This is a genomic window from Kitasatospora sp. P5_F3 (assembly GCF_054049135.1).
This window is the reverse complement of sequence record NZ_JBFUMY010000059.1, coordinates 31,189-45,788: the sequence shown is the minus strand read 5'-3', so window position 1 is coordinate 45,788 and position 14,600 is coordinate 31,189. Positions and strand designations below refer to the sequence as shown.

The window sequence follows — 14,600 nt, the reverse complement described above, 5'->3', positions numbered from 1 at the left end:
GCGGTGCACCCCCCGACCGGGTGCACCGCCACCGCCGTCTCTCACCTCGTCAGGTCAGCAGACCCCGAGGTCGTTCCAGACGCCCCACTGACCGGTGGTCGAGGGGTCCTCGCCGGTGGTCCACCACTTGTTGGTGTAGTGGTGGCCCTTCCAGGACACCTTGGTGCCGGTGGTGGCGTAGATGGCGCCCGCGCTCCAGCTCGGAGCGGTGCAGGTCCCGGTGGAGGGGCTGGCACTGGTGCTCGGGCTGGTGCTGGGCGAGCTGGACGGCGAGCTGCTCGGGCTCGACGACGGGCTGCTCGACGGGGAGCTGCTCGGCGAGGAGGACGGGCTGCTGGACGGGCTGCTGCTCGGGGAGGAGGACGGCGAGGAGGTCGCGCCGCTGGTGCCCCGGGTCAGGTCACCGGTCAGGCCGTACAGGGTGCCGCCGACGTTGACCGTCCAGTTGGCGGGGGTCGAGACCGGCAGGTAGTAGGTGAAGTCCATGGTCAGGGACGCACCCGGGGCCAGCGACTGCCAGCTCGGCAGCTTGACCGAGGCCCGGTTGTAGATGCCCTTCAGGCCGCCGACGTTGTTGCCGGTGTGGTCCTGACGGATCGTCGTGAGACCGAAGCCCGAGGAGTCCTTGGCGTTGCCCGGGGCCGAGCTCGAGTAGTCGAACTGGAACTCGGTACCGCCCGGCAGGGTCACCGTGGAGTTGTTGGTGATCTGCAGCTTCGGGCTGATCGGGTAGTTGGCGTCACCCAGCGCGAAGCTGTTGAACTGGACGTCGATCGGCAGGGTCTGGGTCGGCAGCGCGATGGTGGAGCGCTTCGCGCCGTACGCCGAGGCGGCCTTGAACTTGTCGTACATCAGCGAGGTCAGGGTCGAACCGGGGACGTACTGGTTCTTGGCGGCGTCCCACTTGTAGTCGCCGGCCAGCTCCCAGATCATCGCGCCGCCGATGCCGTTGTTCACGACGTAGTCGGCCTTGGCGCCGACCGACTGCTCGTCCTCGGTGGAGAGGAAGACCTTCTTGGTGGCGTTCCACAGCCACGGCGCGACCAGGGTCGAGTCGTAGTTGCGGGTGTAGGTGCCCTGCAGCGCGGTGTCGGTCACGCCGTACTTGGAGAGGTAGTCCGGGACGATGCCCTTCTCCAGGTTCTTCGCGTGCCACATCGGGTTGGAGCCCGCCGGGGACTCAACTCCGTTGGTGTCCTTGTCGTTCCAGATGTTGTCGATGCCGCTCGCGCCGTCACCGCAGGTGGTCAGGCCGGAGCCGGCCGGGCAGGTGTTGGTCGAGGAGGTGCCCCAGAGGCCGTTGGTGCCACCGGTGACGTTCTTGAACCCGCGGGTGTAGTACGGCAGACCGACGTTGATCCGGCCGGCCGTCATCGCGCCACGGAAGTAGTGGTACGCCCAGTCGGTGTTCAGGTAGCCGATGCCGCCGTACTGCGTGGTGCCGTAGACGTTCGCGGCCGCCAGCTCGGCGTCCTTGCCGTCGTCGAACAGCGAGGCGTTCGGGCCGACGTACTTGTTCCAGGCGCCGTGCAGGTCGTACGACATGATGTTGACGTAGTCCAGGTACTTCGCCATCTGGTACGTCTCCATGCCGCGGAGCAGGTACCCGGAGGACGGAGCGGCGACGGTCACCATGTAGTGCTTGCCGTCGGCGGCGCCGGCCCGGTCCATCTTCTCGCGCAGGGTCTTCAGCAGGACGTCGAACGCCTTGACCAGCGAGCCGCGCTTGGCGTTCGCGGTGGTCCAGTCGAGCGGGTTGCCCGCGTCCTTCATCGAGGTGGCGTACTCGTAGTCGATGTCGACGCCGTTGAAGCCGTACTTCTTGATGAAGTCGACGGCCGAGTCCGCGAAGGTGTTGATGCCGGCCTGGTTGACCGAACCGTCCGCGTTGACCGTGGTGGAGTAGAAGCCGCCGGAGTTGACCCGGTTGCCGTCGGCACCGAAGTAGCCGCCGGTCTCGGCCCAACCACCCACCGAGATCAGGGTCTTGACGTTCGGGTACTGCTTCTTGTACTTGGTCAGCAGGTTGAAGTGACCCTTGTACGGAAGCGTCGGGTCCATCTCCGCGCCGGCCACGCCCGGGAAGGTGATCCCGGTGGCCTCGTTGGTCGCGGTGTCGTCGCCGACCGAGAGCTTGTTGTTGCCGTCGATGTGCCCGAACGCGTAGTTCAGGTGGGTGACCTTGTCCCAGGGGATGTTGTTCACCAGGTAGGCGGGCGTGCCGTCCTTGCCGGTACGCCAGCCGGTGAAGTACCCGATGATGCGGCGCTGGTGGTCGGCGCCCATCTTCTCGCGGCCCTCGGCGTCGTACACGCTGCAGTAGGGCACGTCCACGCCGGGCGTGGTGTACATACCGTCGGGGCGACAGGACTGGTTGTCGACAGCCGCGGCAGCCTGCGAAGGCGCCGTGCCGAGCGTGGCGACCAGCAGACCGGCCATCACGGCGGCGGCAGCGGTGGCGAACGCCACCCGCCTGCCGGACGTCTGACGGCCCGCAGCGGTGGGACGCTGCTCCGTCGTGGATCGGATCAACACTCGGTCCTCCAGGGGAGAGTGCCGGCGCGCTGTGGGGGCGCGCAGTGGGGGAGGTAGGGCAGCCTGCACCTGACGACCGGTCAACACCCCGGCTGCCGCGCTGCAGATTGGCGCGAAGCTATGTGGTCTGAACCACATAGGTCAATAGGTCTGTACCAATCGGTAGTCATCCGAGATCCTCGGCTGCCCATGACTCTCATCACACGTTCATCTTCCGGATCGCCCGTGCCCTTTCACCCCAAGGCTCGTTCGTATCCATGGGGGACGGGCGCACAACTTGGCCCGGGAGGCACAGACATGACAGTCAGGTACACCCGCGAGCTGCTCGCCGCAGTGGTCGCCGAATCAACGAGCGTGAACGACGTGATGCGCAGGCTCGGCGTACCCATGGCCGGCGGCACCCACAGCTACCTCAGCAGGCGGATCAGGTACTACGGGATCGACACGTCCCACTTCAACCAGGGCCGGCCCGACTACGGGCGTCACCGCTACCCCCGGGAGCTCCTGGCCGAGGCCGCCGCCAACAGCACCAGTATCGGTTCGATGCTCCGCTTCATGGGCGTCGAACCGTACGACAGCGCGTACTCGTACCTGAAGCAGCGGCTCACCGAATTCGGCATCGACACCTCGCACTTCGCGTTCCGCGGCGCAGCCGACTCGCCGCTCCCGCGAGAGGCACTGGCGCTGGCCGCGACCTCAAGTCGCAGCGTCATCGGCGTCGTCCGTGCCCTGGGTCTGCCCGAGACCAATGCTTCGCGCCGGAAGGTCGCCGACAGCATCACCCACCACCGGCTCGACACCGGCCACTTCACCGGCCAGGCGCACAACCGGGGCTGCCGCGGTCCTCGACTCCGGCCGGACGAACTCCTCAGACGGCGGCCGGAAGGCAGCAACCGGATCCCCGGCGATCGCCTGCGGACCATGCTGCTGTACACCGGCCGGCCGGACCTCTGCGCGATGTGTGGCACACCGCCCACCTGGCAGGGCCTGCCGATGACACTGGAGGTGGATCACGTCAACGGGGACTGGCTGGACAACCGGCCGGAGAATCTCCGTCTGCTCTGCCCGAACTGCCACTCCGTCACCCCGACCTACTGCGGTCGCAACCGGCACAGCCGGAGCATCGCTCGGGCAATCTCAGTACCGGACCAGGCTTGACAGACGGTAGGCTTGCCGCACCAAGCGCCTGTACCCCAGCTGGCTAGAGGGGTGCGGTTTAGGTCCGCATTGTCGTGGGTTCGAGTCCCACCGGGCGCACACGCACAGGGCCCCGGCTGCCGAAGGCAGTCGGGGCCCTGTCGTCTCTCCGGCCGATGCACCGTCAGCCGAGGAGCTCGCGGACCACCGGGGCGAGGCCGCGGAAGGCCTGGCCGCGGTGGCTGATGGCGTTCTTCTCGGCGGGGGTGAGCTCGGCACAGGTGCGGGTCTCGCCGAGCGGCTGGAGGATCGGGTCGTAGCCGAAGCCGCCGTCGCCCGAGGGGGCGGTGCGCAGGGTGCCGAGCAGCCGGCCCTCGACCACCCGTTCGGTGCCGTCCGGCAGGGCGAGTGCGGCGGCGCAGGCGAAGTGCGCGCCCCGGTGGGGGGCGGCGATGTCGCCGAGCTGGGCCAGCAGCAGCTCGAGGTTGGCGCGGTCGTCGCCGTGCTTGCCGGCCCAGCGGGCGGAGAAGATGCCGGGGGCGCCGTTCAGCACGTCCACGCAGAGACCGGAGTCGTCGGCGACGGCGGGCAGGCCGGTGGCGCGCGCCAGCGCGTGCGCCTTCAGCAGGGCGTTCTCGGCGAAGGTCACGCCGGTCTCGGGCACGTCCGGGATCTCCGGGTAGGCGTCGGCGCCGACCAGCTCCACGTCGAGTCCGGCCGCGCCGAGGATGGCACGCAGCTCCGCGACCTTGTGCTGGTTCCGGGTGGCGAGGACGAGGCGTCGGGTAGTCATGCGCCCCAGCCTATGCGGCGTCAGCCGGTGCAGGCCTTGGTCAGGTTGGAGGCCGCGTCGCCGAGCGGCTTGAGGTCGGGGACCTGCTTGGCGTTGATCGCCTGCTGGGTCTTGTCGACCTGGGTCTGCAGGTCGGTGATCGCCTTGCTGACGTCGGTGTCGCTGGAGTTGCGGCCCAGCTCGTCCAGGTCGTTCTTGAGCGTCTGCAGCGCCTGCCCGGCGGCCTGCGGGTCGTTGCCCGCGTTACCCCAAGCCTGGCTCACCGCGGCGAAGTCGCTGCTGATCTTCACCGCCGTGTTGCCGCAGTCGAGTGCCTTCTGGGCCGCCGAGCAGCCCACGCCGAGCGGCAGCAGGAGCGCGAGCGCGGCCACCGACAGGGTGGCGGAACGGTTGATGCTGAGGGGCATCGAAAGGTCCTCCGTTGTGAAGACGCTGGGGCAGGTCCGACGGTCAGGAGGACGACGGCGTGGCCGCCGCCGGTTCCCGTACCGGGCTGACGGCCCGAACCGTACGGGCTCCGGGCCCCGCCTGTACAGCGGCCGGCCCCGGAGCCCGTACGGTCTGACGACCGGTCAGCCCTCGAGCACCTTGCGCTGGATCTCGTCCAGCTCGGCGCAGCCCAGCGTGCCCAGGTCGAGCAGCTGGTCGAGCAGCGCGCGGTTGAACGGCGCGCCCTCGGCGGTGCCCTGCACCTCGACGAAGCGGCCGTCGGCGGTGCAGACGATGTTCATGTCGGTCTCGGCCCGGACGTCCTCCTCGTAGCGGAGGTCGAGCATCGGGACGCCGTCGATGATGCCGACACTGACCGCGCTGACGCCGCCGGTGATCGGCTGGCCCTTTGCTCGGAGCAGCTTCTTGTCGCGGGCCCAGGAGACCGCGTCCACCAGCGCCACGTACGCACCGGTGATGGCCGCGGTGCGGGTGCCGCCGTCGGCCTGGAGCACGTCGCAGTCGAGCACGATGGTGTTCTCGGCGAGCGCCCGGTGGTCGATCACCGCGCGCAGCGAACGGCCGATCAGGCGGCTGATCTCGTGGGTGCGGCCGCCGATCTTGCCGCGGACCGACTCGCGGTCGCCGCGGGTGTTGGTGGCGCGCGGGAGCATGGAGTACTCGGCGGTGACCCAGCCCTCGCCGCTGCCCTTGCGCCAGCGGGGGACGCCCTCGGTGACGCTGGCGGTGCAGAGCACCTTGGTGTCGCCGTAGGAGACCAGGACGGAGCCTTCGGCGTGCTTGCTCCAGCCTCGTTCGATGGTGATCGGGCGGAGCTGATCGGGGGTGCGGCCGTCGATGCGTGACATAGGCACCGAGCCTAGCCGCTCCCGCCGATGGCCCGGGAAACACTGCGGCCCGTCCACCCCTGGCGGGGTGACGGGCCGTCGCGGTGAGACCGCTGCGTCTCAGCTCACATCATGTCCTCGATGTCCGCGGCGATCGGGTCGGCGTCGGTGCCGATCACGACCTGGATCGCGGTGCCCATCTTGACGACGCCGTGGGCGCCGGCGGCCTTCAGTGCGGCTTCGTTGACCAGGGAGGCGTCCTTGACCTCGGTGCGCAGGCGGGTGATGCAGCCCTCGACCTCTTCGATGTTCTCGATGCCGCCGAGACCGGCGACGATCTTCTCAGCCTTGCTGGCCATGTCTTTCTCCCTCTGTCTCGGCTCCCGGCAGCTCTGCCCGGTGCCGTACCGCTCGGTGCTGGTGGCTGTCGTCGGAAGGTGACGCGGACTCAGTTGCCGCGCCCACGACGGCGCGCGACCAGCATCGCCCGAGTTCGACCGACTTGCCACGTTAGTCCACTTTTGGCCCAGCAGGACGCGCGCGCTGCCGATCTTCATCACAGGATGACGATCAGCAGGACCTTGGACCCGGCGCGCCCACTCTGCTCGTAAGTGGTCTACACCAATATTAGGTGCACTTCGGACAACGCGGAAACGCCCGCCGGTGTTCCGGGCCCGGACACATCCGGCACTCGGAGGACGATGATGAGTTCGGCAGGCGCCACCGCCCCACAGACGCAGTGGTGGCACGGGTTCTACGGCGGCCTCCAGAAGATGGGCCGCAGTCTCCAGCTCCCGGTCGCGGTACTGCCGGCCGCCGGCATCCTGAACCGGCTCGGCCAGCCCGACGTCTTCGGCTCGGATGGCCTCGGCTGGGACAACGTGGCGAAGGTCTTCGCCGCCGCCGGTGGCGCTCTGCTCGACTCCAGCCTCGGTCTGCCCCTGCTGTTCTGCATCGGGGTCGCGATCGGCATGGCCAAGAAGGCCGACGGCTCGACCGCACTCGCGGCGGTCGTCGGCTTCCTCGTCTACTACAGCGTGCTCCACGCCTTCCCGGAGGACTGCACGGGCACCACCGTTCTGGTCGGGAACAAGTGCGTGGACTTCAGTTCGCGGAATGCGGCGAGCGCCATCTACCAGAACCCCGGCGTGCTCGGCGGCATCCTGATCGGCTTGGCGTCGGCCTGGCTCTGGGTCCGCTACCACCGCAAGCAGCTGGTCGACTGGCTCGGATTCTTCAACGGCCGCCGCCTGGTCCCGATGATCACGGCCCTGTTCGGCCTGGCGTTCGCCTGCCTCTCCGTATGGGCCTGGCCGCCGATCGGCGACGCGATGACCGACTTCAGCCAGTGGCTGGCCGACCTGGACGCCTGGGGTGCCGGCCTGTTCGGTCTCGCCAACCGCGTCCTGCTGCTGATCGGCATGCACCAGCTGCTGAACACCTTCGTCTGGTTCCAGTTCGGCGACTACACCAAGCCGGACGGCTCGGAGGTCCACGGCGACATCCCGCGCTTCCTGGCGGGCGACCCGACGGCCGGTCAGTTCACCACCGGTTTCTTCCCGATCATGATGTTCGCGCTTCCCGCCGCCGCGCTGGCCATCGCGCACTGCGCCAAGCCGCACCGCCGCAAGGAGATCACCGGCCTGATGCTCTCGGTCGGCCTGACCTCCTTCGTCACCGGCGTCACCGAGCCGATCGAGTACTCCTTCGCCTACATCGCCCCCGCGCTGTACGCCGTGCACGCCCTGCTCACCGGTGCCTCGATGGCGGTCTCCTGGGCGCTCGGCGTGAAGGACGGCTTCAGCTTCTCGGCCGGCCTGATCGACTACTGCATCAACTGGACCCTGGCCACCAAGCCCTGGCTGATCATCCCGATCGGACTCTGTTTCGCGGCGGTCTACTACGCGCTCTTCCGCTTCATCATCACCAAGTTCAACCTCAAGACTCCCGGCCGCGAGGACGACGAGGACGTCGAGGACGTCACCAAGGCCTGACGCTCCGCCAATTCCCAGGAAAGGCCCTCGGACCACTGGTCCGGGGGCCTTTCGGCGTTCCCGGAACGGGACCAACGACCCTATCGGAATCACACCGGTCAATCGCCGGGCATTCGGTGTCGGATTTTTTTCAGTTCCATGTCGGCAGCGTGTTAGAAAAGCTCTGCACCTCGAATTGGTGTAGACCAATCGGCGCCCTGCCGATCGGTGCGCAGAGTCGCCCACCGCCGAAGGACAGCCCATGAGTTCGACCACCGCCCCCGCCAGGAAGCCAGGCGCCGGGCTCCTCCAAGGACTGCAGAAGGTCGGCCGCAGCCTCCAGCTCCCGGTCGCCGTGCTCCCGGCCGCCGGCCTGCTGGTCAGCCTCGGCAACCTGATCGCCTCGTACCTGCACGGTGACTTCTGGGACAAGGTCTCGGCCGTCCTACTGGCCGGCGGCACGTCGATTCTGGACGGGGCCTTCGGCCTGCCACTGCTGTTCTGCATCGGTATCGCGATCGGCTTCGCCAAGAAGGCCGACGGCTCCACCGCGCTGGCCGCGGTGGTGGGTTACCTGACCTTCTCCAAGGTGCTCCAGGCATTCCCGGTCACCGAGGGCCACATCGAGGGCGAGAAGTGGGTCGCCGCGACCTACCAGAACCCCGGCGTGCTCGGCGGCATCATCATCGGTCTGCTGACCGCCGTGCTGTGGCAGAAGTACCACCGCACCAGGCTGGTCGACTGGCTCGGCTTCTTCAACGGCCGCCGCCTGGTCCCGATCATCATGGCTTTCGTCGGCACCGCCCTGGGCGTACTGGTGGCGCTCTGCTGGGGCCCGATCGGCGACGGGATCAACGCGTTCAGCGACTGGCTGATCGGGCTCGGCTCGTTCGGCTCGGCGATCTTCGGTGTGGTCAACCGTGGCCTGCTGCCGGTCGGTATGCACCAGTTCGTGAACACCTTCTTCTGGTTCCAGGCCGGCGACTTCACCGACTCGGCCGGCCAGGTGCTGCACGGCGACATCACCCGCTTCCTGGGCGGCGACCCGACGGCCGGCCAGTTCACCTCCGGTTTCTTCCCGATCATGATGTTCGGCCTCCCGGCCGCCGCCCTGGCCATCGCGCACACCGCCAAGCCGCACCGGCGCAAGGAGATCACCGGCCTGATGATGTCGCTGGCGGCGACCAGCTTCATCACCGGCGTGACCGAGCCAATCGAGTTCTCCTTCATGTTCCTGGCGCCGCTGCTCTACGTGGCACACGCGATCCTGACCGGCATCTCGATGTTCGTCACCTGGGCGCTCGGGGTGCACGCGGGCTTCAGCTTCTCGGCCGGACTGATCGACTACGTCACGCTCTGGCACCTGGACACCAAGCCCTGGCTGGTGATCCCGATCGGGCTCTGCTTCGCGGTGGTCTACTACCTGCTCTTCCGGTTCGTGATCACCAAGTTCAACCTCAAGACCCCCGGCCGCGAGGACGACGAGGAGATCGAGGACGTCACCAAGGACTGACCCCTCGTCAATCCGAAACCCGCTCCCGACGGCCCCGCCGCCGGGAGCGGGTCTTTTTGTTGCGCAACTCGCCAAAATGGCGATTACGGCGGGTAGTCATGATCATTAATCCAAAAGAAGGTTTCGATTTCATAGCGCTTCCCACCTGCACGGCTTCCAGGGGTTCCGGCTCCTCTCCGGGCGTGCTAGAAAACTGGTCTACACCACTAGTGGTGTAGACCAGTTCGCGGTTCGGCCCCCGATGCTCCTCCCCCGACCGATCCGCCCTGCCGTTAGGAACCACCCCCATGACTACGACTGCGCAGGCACCGGCGCCCGCCGCGGCACCGGTCCCCTCGCCCGGCAAGAAGTTCGGGCAGAGCGTGCTCCAGGGCCTCCAGAAGATCGGCCGGAGCCTCCAGCTCCCGATCGCCGTCCTCCCGGCGGCCGGTCTGCTGCTCCGCCTCGGTCAGGACGACGTCTTCGGCAAGGACGGCCTCGGCTGGGACAAGGTCGCCGCGGTGTTCGCCACCGCCGGTGACGCCGTCTTCTCCAACCTGCCGCTGCTCTTCGCGGTGGGCATCGCGATCGGCTTCGCCAAGAAGGCGGACGGCTCCACCGCGCTCGCCGCCCTGGTCGGCTTCCTGGTCTACAAGAACGTGCTGACCGCGTTCCCGATCACCGAAGGCGCGATCAAGGACGGCAAGTGGGTCGCCGCGACCTACGAGAACCCCGGCGTGCTCGGCGGCATCGTGATCGGCCTGCTGAGCGCCGTGCTGTGGCAGAAGTACCACCGCACCAAGCTGGTCGACTGGCTCGGCTTCTTCAACGGCCGCCGCCTGGTCCCGATCATCATGGCCTTCGTCGGTACCGCCGTCGGCGTCGTGTTCGCGCTCTGCTGGGGCCCGGTCGGCGACGCCATCAGCAGCCTGAACAACTCGCTGATCGGTGCCGGGGCCTTCGGTGCCGGTGCGTTCGGCCTGGTCAACCGTGGCCTGCTGCCGGTCGGCATGCACCAGTTCGTGAACTCCTACGCCTGGTTCCAGACCGGTGACTTCACCAAGGCCGACGGCACCGTGGTGCACGGTGACCTGACCCGCTACTTCGCCGGTGACCCGACGGCCGGTCAGTTCATGGCCGGGTTCTTCCCGATCATGATGTTCGCGCTCCCCGCCGCCGCCCTGGCCATCGCGCACGCCGCCCGCCCCGAGCGCCGCGCCGCCGTGATGGGCATGATGATGTCGCTCGCGCTGACCTCCTTCGTCACCGGTGTCACCGAGCCGATCGAGTTCGCCTTCGTCTTCATCGCCCCGGCCCTGTACGTGATCCACGCGGTGCTCACCGCCGTCTCGATGGCCGTCACCTGGGCCCTCGGCGTGCACGCCGGCTTCACCTTCTCGGCCGGCCTGATCGACTACCTGCTCGGCTGGAGCAAGTCCACCAACGCCTGGATGATCATCCCGATCGGTCTGGTCTTCGCCGCCCTGTACTACGTGCTGTTCCGCTGGGCGATCGCCAAGTTCAACCTGCCGACTCCCGGTCGCGAGAGCGACGAGGAGCTCGAGGAGCTCACCAAGGCCTGACCGCCTGACCGCTTCAACGGACGGACCCCGCTCGGCAACTGCCGTGCGGGGTCCGTCCGTTGTCCTGAGGGTCAGAGCTGGTAGACCGCGCCCGGGCGGGCCAGTTCGACCGGGCCGCCGTACACCGCTGCGGCGTCGCGGCGGTTGGTCTCGGGGTCGGTCCACGGCGGGATGTGGGTGAGCACCAGGCGGCCGACCCCGGCCGCGGCGGCGTGTTCGCCCGCCTCGCGGCCGTTCAGGTGGACGGCCGTGAAGGTCTCCTTGCCGTGGGTGTAGGCCGCCTCGCAGAGGAACAGGTCGGCGCCCCGGGCGAGTTCGACCAATTCCGGGCACTCGCCGGTGTCGCCGGAGTACACCAGGCTGCGGCCGCCGTGCTCGATCCGGAAGGCGAAGGTCTCCACCGGGTGGCTGACCCGGGCCGTCGTGACGGTCAGCGGACCCAGCCGGAAGCTGCCCTCTGTGAGGGTGTGGAAGTCGAAGACCTCGGTCATGCCCGGCTGCTCGGGCATGTCGTACGCCCGGGCCAGCCGGTCGGCGGTGCCCGCGGGCCCGTACACCGGGACGGACTCGGGGCAGCCCTCCAGCCGGTAGTTCCGGGCGACCCAGTAGGCGCAGAGGTCGATGCAGTGGTCCGCGTGCAGGTGACTGAGCATCACCGCGTCGATGTCGTACAGGCCGCAGTACTTCTGCAGGGCGCCGAGCGCGCCGTTGCCGAGGTCGAGCACCAGCCGGAAGCCGTCGGCCTCGATCAGGTAGCTGGAGCAGGGCGACTCGGCGGACGGGAAGCTTCCCGAGCACCCCACCACGGTCAGTCTCATGCCGAGCCCCTCCACCCCGATGGGTCATGGTCCGTGCCTGCGGAGCTACCTGGTGGTAGCGGCCGGCTGCCAGACGAGAGTAAGGGCCGGGAGGCACTTTGCCCCCGTCTCCGTGCCGTGCTGTGGCTGATGTCACCAGAACGGGCCGCGCCGGGCGCGGGGCGGAGACGGGGGCCGGGTGAAGCGCCTCAGCGGTTGCCGGGGCGGTTCCGGGCCCAGGCGCGGATGGTGCCCGCGAACCAGCGGGGGTGGCCGCTGCCGTCGATCATGTCCGGATCGGGCAGCAGGCCGTGCCGACGGTAGTTGCGAACAGTGTCCGACTGGACGTTGATATGCCTGGCGATCTCGGCGTACGACCACAACTCATCGCTGTGTGAGGACATCTGGGCCACCTTCAGGGAGGGTTCCGAGGGTTGCTGTCGGGAGGTCGCGATCAGCTTTTCCGGCCCAACGAGGATCTTTAGCCCAGAAGGGACTCTGTGGTTGTTCCGTGACAAATCAGCAGCACCAAACGGATAAATGCTCAACTGTCACAGTCGACCCGAGACGTGGTTGTACGGTCTGCGGATGGAGAAATGGCTGATAGCCGCGTTGGTCGTGCTGGTCCTGCTCGCGGTCCTGGTGGCCGTCCGCCGACGGCGGCCCTCCGCCCCGGCGGGCGGTCCGGCGGGCGGTCCTGCGCCTCGCGAGGTGTGGTGGGCCGAGGTGCCGTTCGAGGACGGGCCCGGCACGAAGGACCGGCCGTGCCTGGTGCTGCGGGTGAACCGGCGGACCGCCACCGTCGCGAAGATCACCAGCAAGCGGCACGACGACCGTGCCGGTGTGCTCGCCCTGCCGCCGGGCGCGGTCGGCGACCGGCAGGGCCGGGCCAGCTGGCTGGAGACGGACGAGCTGCGCGAGGTGCCGCTGCGGGCGTTCCGCCGCCGGGTCGGGCCGCTGGACGGGCCGACCTGGGCGAAGGCTCAGCGGGCGCTGCGCTGAACGACGGACGGCGCGGCCCCCGCCCAGCGGGGACCGCGCCGTACCGCATCCGACTGACGGGCCGTCAGGCCCAGAGCTGGCCCTGCAGCGCCTCGACGGCGGCCTCGGTCGTCTCGGCCGTGTAGATGCCGGTGGAGAGGTACTTCCAGCCGCCGTCGGCGACCACGAAGACCACCTCGGCCCGCTCGCCGGCCTGGGCGGCCTTGCGGCCGACCCCGATCGCGGCGTGCAGGATGGCGCCGGTCGACACGCCCGCGAAGATGCCCTCCTGCTGGAGCAGTTCGCGGGTGCGGCGGACGGCGTCGGCCGAGCCGACCGAGAACCGGGTGGTGAGCACCTGGGCGTCGTACAGCTCGGGGACGAAGCCCTCGTCCAGGTTGCGCAGCCCGTAGACCAGGTCGTCGTAGCGCGGCTCGGCCGCGACGATCCGGACGCCGGGGACCTTCTCCCGCAGGTAGCGGCCGACGCCCATCAGGGTGCCGGTGGTGCCCAGGCCGGCCACGAAGTGGGTGATGTCGGGGAGGTCGGCGAGGATCTCCGGGCCGGTACCGGCGTAATGCGCACCGGCGTTGTCCGGGTTGCCGTACTGGTAGAGCATCACCCAGTCCGGGTGCTCGGCGGCGATCTCCTTGGCGATCCGGACGGCCGTGTTGGAGCCGCCTGCCGCGGGCGAGGGGATGATCTCCGCGCCCCACATCCGGAGCAGCTCGCGGCGCTCCTCGCTGGTGTTCTCCGGCATCACGCAGACCATCCGGTAGCCCTTGAGCTTGGCCGCCATGGCGAGTGAGATGCCGGTGTTGCCGCTGGTCGGCTCCAGAATGGTGCAGCCGGGGGTGAGCAGCCCCGCCGCCTCGGCCCGCTCGATCATGTGCAGGGCCGGCCGGTCCTTGATCGAACCGGTCGGGTTGCGGTCCTCCAGCTTGGCCCAGAGGGTCACCAGACCGTCCCCGTTGCCGGGCACGGCGGCGGAGATCCGGGGCAGCCGGACCAGCGGAGTGTTGCCGACGGCTTCGAGCGGGCTGTCGTACTTCATCTGACGGAGCCTCCGGCAGTCGAGGAGCGGGGCGGGGTGTGGCTGGTCTCGGCGGGTCTCAGCCGCCGGCCACGGCGGGGAGGATGGTGACGCTGTCGCCGTCCGTCAGGCCGGTGCCGATGCCCTCCAGGAAGCGCACGTCCTCGTCGTTCAGGTAGACGTTGACGAAGCGGCGCAGCTCGCCGCCGTCCAGCAGGCGGGCGGCGATGCCCGGGTGCCGGGCGTCCAGGTCGGCGAACAGCTCGCCGAGGTTGGCGCCGGCGCCCTCGACGGCCTTCTGGCCGTCGGTGTACGTGCGGAGGATGGTCGGGATGCGGACCTCGATGGCCATGGCTGCGCTCCTGATCGGGTGTGAGTTCGGGTGGCCGCGGGCGCGGCAGGGGAGGGTGGCCCCGGGGCGGGGAAAAGCGGTTGGTGCCGAGGTCAGCGGACGTCGGCGGGGCCGGGACAGATCGCGCTGGCGAGCCGGCACAGGTCGACGTGCAGGCGCGCCGCCGTACCGGCCTGGTCAGGCGGGTACGGCGGGCCGGGCGTCGGTCAGGCTGCGTACGTCTCGACGATCTCGACGTCTTCCTCCGTGATCACACCGTCCACGATCCGGAACGAGCGGAACTGGAACGGGTCGCCGGGCTCGGTGCCCTCCGCGGTGGAGACCAGCACGTAGTGGGCCTCCGGCTCGGAGGCGTAGCTGACGTCGGTCCGCGACGGGTAGGCCTCGGTCGCGGTGTGCGAGTGGTAGACGATCACGGGCACCTCGTCCCGGTCGTCCATCTCCCGGTAGAGCTTGAACAGGTCACCGGAGTCGAACTCGTAGAAGGTGGGCGAGCGGGCCGCGTTGAGCATCGGGATGAACCGCTCGGGGCGGTCGCTGCCGGCCGCGCCCGCGACCACGCCGCAGGCCTCGTCCGGGTGGTCGGCACGGGCGTGGGCGACGATCGCGTCGTGCAGCTCTCGGGTGATGGTCAGCATGCGGTCAGG

The 14,600-nt window shown here is 68.9% G+C and carries 15 protein-coding genes, 1 tRNA gene and 1 pseudogene; 6 read left to right on the top strand and 11 right to left on the bottom strand.

The annotated features are described in order from the left end of the window. Positions 1 to 54: 54 nt before the first annotated feature. Positions 55 to 2,439, bottom strand: coding sequence for a chitinase C-terminal domain-containing protein (locus ACXJMZ_RS27980; RefSeq protein WP_457032814.1), 2,385 nt, complete (start codon positions 2,437 to 2,439; stop codon positions 55 to 57). A 393-nt stretch (positions 2,440 to 2,832) separates the two neighbouring features. On the opposite strand from ACXJMZ_RS27980, the gene ACXJMZ_RS27975 reads away from it, so the two are divergent. Beyond that, positions 2,833 to 3,693: an HNH endonuclease signature motif containing protein gene (locus ACXJMZ_RS27975; protein WP_457032812.1), complete on the top strand. Its 861-nt coding sequence runs from the start codon at positions 2,833 to 2,835 to the stop codon at positions 3,691 to 3,693. Positions 3,694 to 3,717: 24 nt separating this feature from the next. Next, positions 3,718 to 3,792 (top strand) — tRNA-Leu (locus ACXJMZ_RS27970). 64 nt (positions 3,793 to 3,856) lie between these two features. On the opposite strand, the gene rdgB is transcribed toward ACXJMZ_RS27970, so the two are convergent. The 4 genes from rdgB to ACXJMZ_RS27950 all read right to left on the bottom strand — a co-directional run bounded on the left by rdgB (position 3,857) and on the right by ACXJMZ_RS27950 (position 6,101). Continuing rightward, complete coding sequence (rdgB, locus tag ACXJMZ_RS27965; protein ID WP_457032811.1) at positions 3,857 to 4,465, bottom strand: RdgB/HAM1 family non-canonical purine NTP pyrophosphatase; 609 nt, start codon at positions 4,463 to 4,465, stop codon at positions 3,857 to 3,859. Positions 4,466 to 4,485: 20 nt separating this feature from the next. After that, positions 4,486 to 4,872 carry a hypothetical protein gene (locus ACXJMZ_RS27960; RefSeq protein WP_457032810.1) on the bottom strand — a complete coding sequence of 129 codons (387 nt, stop codon included), beginning with the start codon at positions 4,870 to 4,872 and terminating at the stop codon, positions 4,486 to 4,488. A gap of 165 nt (positions 4,873 to 5,037) precedes the next feature. Further along, positions 5,038 to 5,763, bottom strand: a complete 726-nt coding sequence (rph, locus tag ACXJMZ_RS27955) for a ribonuclease PH (RefSeq protein ID WP_457032809.1) — start codon at positions 5,761 to 5,763, stop codon at positions 5,038 to 5,040. A 104-nt stretch (positions 5,764 to 5,867) separates the two neighbouring features. Further along, on the bottom strand, positions 5,868 to 6,101 hold the full coding sequence (locus ACXJMZ_RS27950; protein WP_057237617.1) for a glucose PTS transporter subunit EIIB: 234 nt from the start codon (positions 6,099 to 6,101) through the stop codon (positions 5,868 to 5,870). Between the two features lie 345 nt (positions 6,102 to 6,446). Here ACXJMZ_RS27950 and ACXJMZ_RS27945 point away from each other — a divergent pair, with 345 nt between their 5' ends. The 3 genes from ACXJMZ_RS27945 (at position 6,447) to ACXJMZ_RS27935 (ending at position 10,790) form a co-directional block, all read left to right on the top strand. After that, positions 6,447 to 7,736 (top strand): PTS transporter subunit EIIC, encoded by a 1,290-nt coding sequence (locus ACXJMZ_RS27945; RefSeq protein ID WP_457032808.1) that lies wholly within the window; start codon positions 6,447 to 6,449, stop codon positions 7,734 to 7,736. 241 nt (positions 7,737 to 7,977) lie between these two features. Further along, positions 7,978 to 9,228, top strand: a complete 1,251-nt coding sequence (locus tag ACXJMZ_RS27940; protein ID WP_457032807.1) for a PTS transporter subunit EIIC — start codon at positions 7,978 to 7,980, stop codon at positions 9,226 to 9,228. 287 nt (positions 9,229 to 9,515) lie between these two features. Next, positions 9,516 to 10,790, top strand: coding sequence for a PTS transporter subunit EIIC (locus tag ACXJMZ_RS27935; RefSeq protein WP_457032806.1), 1,275 nt, complete (start codon positions 9,516 to 9,518; stop codon positions 10,788 to 10,790). Between the two features lie 71 nt (positions 10,791 to 10,861). On the opposite strand, the gene ACXJMZ_RS27930 is transcribed toward ACXJMZ_RS27935, so the two are convergent. Together ACXJMZ_RS27930 and ACXJMZ_RS27925 are read right to left on the bottom strand one after the other, a co-directional pair. Then, positions 10,862 to 11,608 carry an MBL fold metallo-hydrolase gene (locus tag ACXJMZ_RS27930; protein WP_457032805.1) on the bottom strand — a complete coding sequence of 249 codons (747 nt, stop codon included), beginning with the start codon at positions 11,606 to 11,608 and terminating at the stop codon, positions 10,862 to 10,864. A 188-nt stretch (positions 11,609 to 11,796) separates the two neighbouring features. After that, positions 11,797 to 11,991 (bottom strand): helix-turn-helix transcriptional regulator, encoded by a 195-nt coding sequence (locus tag ACXJMZ_RS27925; RefSeq protein ID WP_457032804.1) that lies wholly within the window; start codon positions 11,989 to 11,991, stop codon positions 11,797 to 11,799. 184 nt (positions 11,992 to 12,175) lie between these two features. Between ACXJMZ_RS27925 and ACXJMZ_RS27920 the strand changes: the two genes are divergently transcribed. Further along, on the top strand, positions 12,176 to 12,589 hold the full coding sequence (locus ACXJMZ_RS27920; RefSeq protein WP_457032803.1) for a type II toxin-antitoxin system PemK/MazF family toxin: 414 nt from the start codon (positions 12,176 to 12,178) through the stop codon (positions 12,587 to 12,589). A 64-nt stretch (positions 12,590 to 12,653) separates the two neighbouring features. Here the strand turns inward: ACXJMZ_RS27920 and ACXJMZ_RS27915 are convergent, their stop codons facing one another. The 4 genes and pseudogenes from ACXJMZ_RS27915 to ACXJMZ_RS27900 all read right to left on the bottom strand — a co-directional run bounded on the left by ACXJMZ_RS27915 (position 12,654) and on the right by ACXJMZ_RS27900 (position 14,591). Further along, a complete protein-coding gene (locus tag ACXJMZ_RS27915; protein WP_457032802.1) occupies positions 12,654 to 13,622 on the bottom strand; it encodes a PLP-dependent cysteine synthase family protein in 969 nt (322 codons plus the stop codon). A 58-nt stretch (positions 13,623 to 13,680) separates the two neighbouring features. Then, positions 13,681 to 13,953 (bottom strand): MoaD/ThiS family protein, encoded by a 273-nt coding sequence (locus tag ACXJMZ_RS27910; protein WP_057237604.1) that lies wholly within the window; start codon positions 13,951 to 13,953, stop codon positions 13,681 to 13,683. Positions 13,954 to 14,045: 92 nt separating this feature from the next. Continuing rightward, positions 14,046 to 14,114, bottom strand: a pseudogene (locus tag ACXJMZ_RS27905) (putative leader peptide); the annotation flags it as partial. 45 nt (positions 14,115 to 14,159) lie between these two features. Further along, positions 14,160 to 14,591, bottom strand: coding sequence for a Mov34/MPN/PAD-1 family protein (locus ACXJMZ_RS27900; protein WP_457032801.1), 432 nt, complete (start codon positions 14,589 to 14,591; stop codon positions 14,160 to 14,162). Between the last annotated feature and the right edge of the window lie 9 nt (positions 14,592 to 14,600).

What these genes read in the sequence shown, in the direction of transcription:
- ACXJMZ_RS27980 (WP_457032814.1), bottom strand. Translation starts at nt 2,439, where the DNA reads ATGGCCGGTCTGCTGGTCGCCACGCTCGGCACGGCGCCTTCGCAGGCT.
- ACXJMZ_RS27975 (WP_457032812.1), top strand. Translation starts at nt 2,833, where the DNA reads ATGACAGTCAGGTACACCCGCGAGCTGCTCGCCGCAGTGGTCGCCGAA.
- rdgB (WP_457032811.1), bottom strand. Translation starts at nt 4,465, where the DNA reads ATGACTACCCGACGCCTCGTCCTCGCCACCCGGAACCAGCACAAGGTC.
- ACXJMZ_RS27960 (WP_457032810.1), bottom strand. Translation starts at nt 4,872, where the DNA reads ATGCCCCTCAGCATCAACCGTTCCGCCACCCTGTCGGTGGCCGCGCTC.
- rph (WP_457032809.1), bottom strand. Translation starts at nt 5,763, where the DNA reads ATGTCACGCATCGACGGCCGCACCCCCGATCAGCTCCGCCCGATCACC.
- ACXJMZ_RS27950 (WP_057237617.1), bottom strand. Translation starts at nt 6,101, where the DNA reads ATGGCCAGCAAGGCTGAGAAGATCGTCGCCGGTCTCGGCGGCATCGAG.
- ACXJMZ_RS27945 (WP_457032808.1), top strand. Translation starts at nt 6,447, where the DNA reads ATGAGTTCGGCAGGCGCCACCGCCCCACAGACGCAGTGGTGGCACGGG.
- ACXJMZ_RS27940 (WP_457032807.1), top strand. Translation starts at nt 7,978, where the DNA reads ATGAGTTCGACCACCGCCCCCGCCAGGAAGCCAGGCGCCGGGCTCCTC.
- ACXJMZ_RS27935 (WP_457032806.1), top strand. Translation starts at nt 9,516, where the DNA reads ATGACTACGACTGCGCAGGCACCGGCGCCCGCCGCGGCACCGGTCCCC.
- ACXJMZ_RS27930 (WP_457032805.1), bottom strand. Translation starts at nt 11,608, where the DNA reads ATGAGACTGACCGTGGTGGGGTGCTCGGGAAGCTTCCCGTCCGCCGAG.
- ACXJMZ_RS27925 (WP_457032804.1), bottom strand. Translation starts at nt 11,991, where the DNA reads ATGTCCTCACACAGCGATGAGTTGTGGTCGTACGCCGAGATCGCCAGG.
- ACXJMZ_RS27920 (WP_457032803.1), top strand. Translation starts at nt 12,176, where the DNA reads ATGGAGAAATGGCTGATAGCCGCGTTGGTCGTGCTGGTCCTGCTCGCG.
- ACXJMZ_RS27915 (WP_457032802.1), bottom strand. Translation starts at nt 13,622, where the DNA reads ATGAAGTACGACAGCCCGCTCGAAGCCGTCGGCAACACTCCGCTGGTC.
- ACXJMZ_RS27910 (WP_057237604.1), bottom strand. Translation starts at nt 13,953, where the DNA reads ATGGCCATCGAGGTCCGCATCCCGACCATCCTCCGCACGTACACCGAC.
- ACXJMZ_RS27900 (WP_457032801.1), bottom strand. Translation starts at nt 14,591, where the DNA reads ATGCTGACCATCACCCGAGAGCTGCACGACGCGATCGTCGCCCACGCC.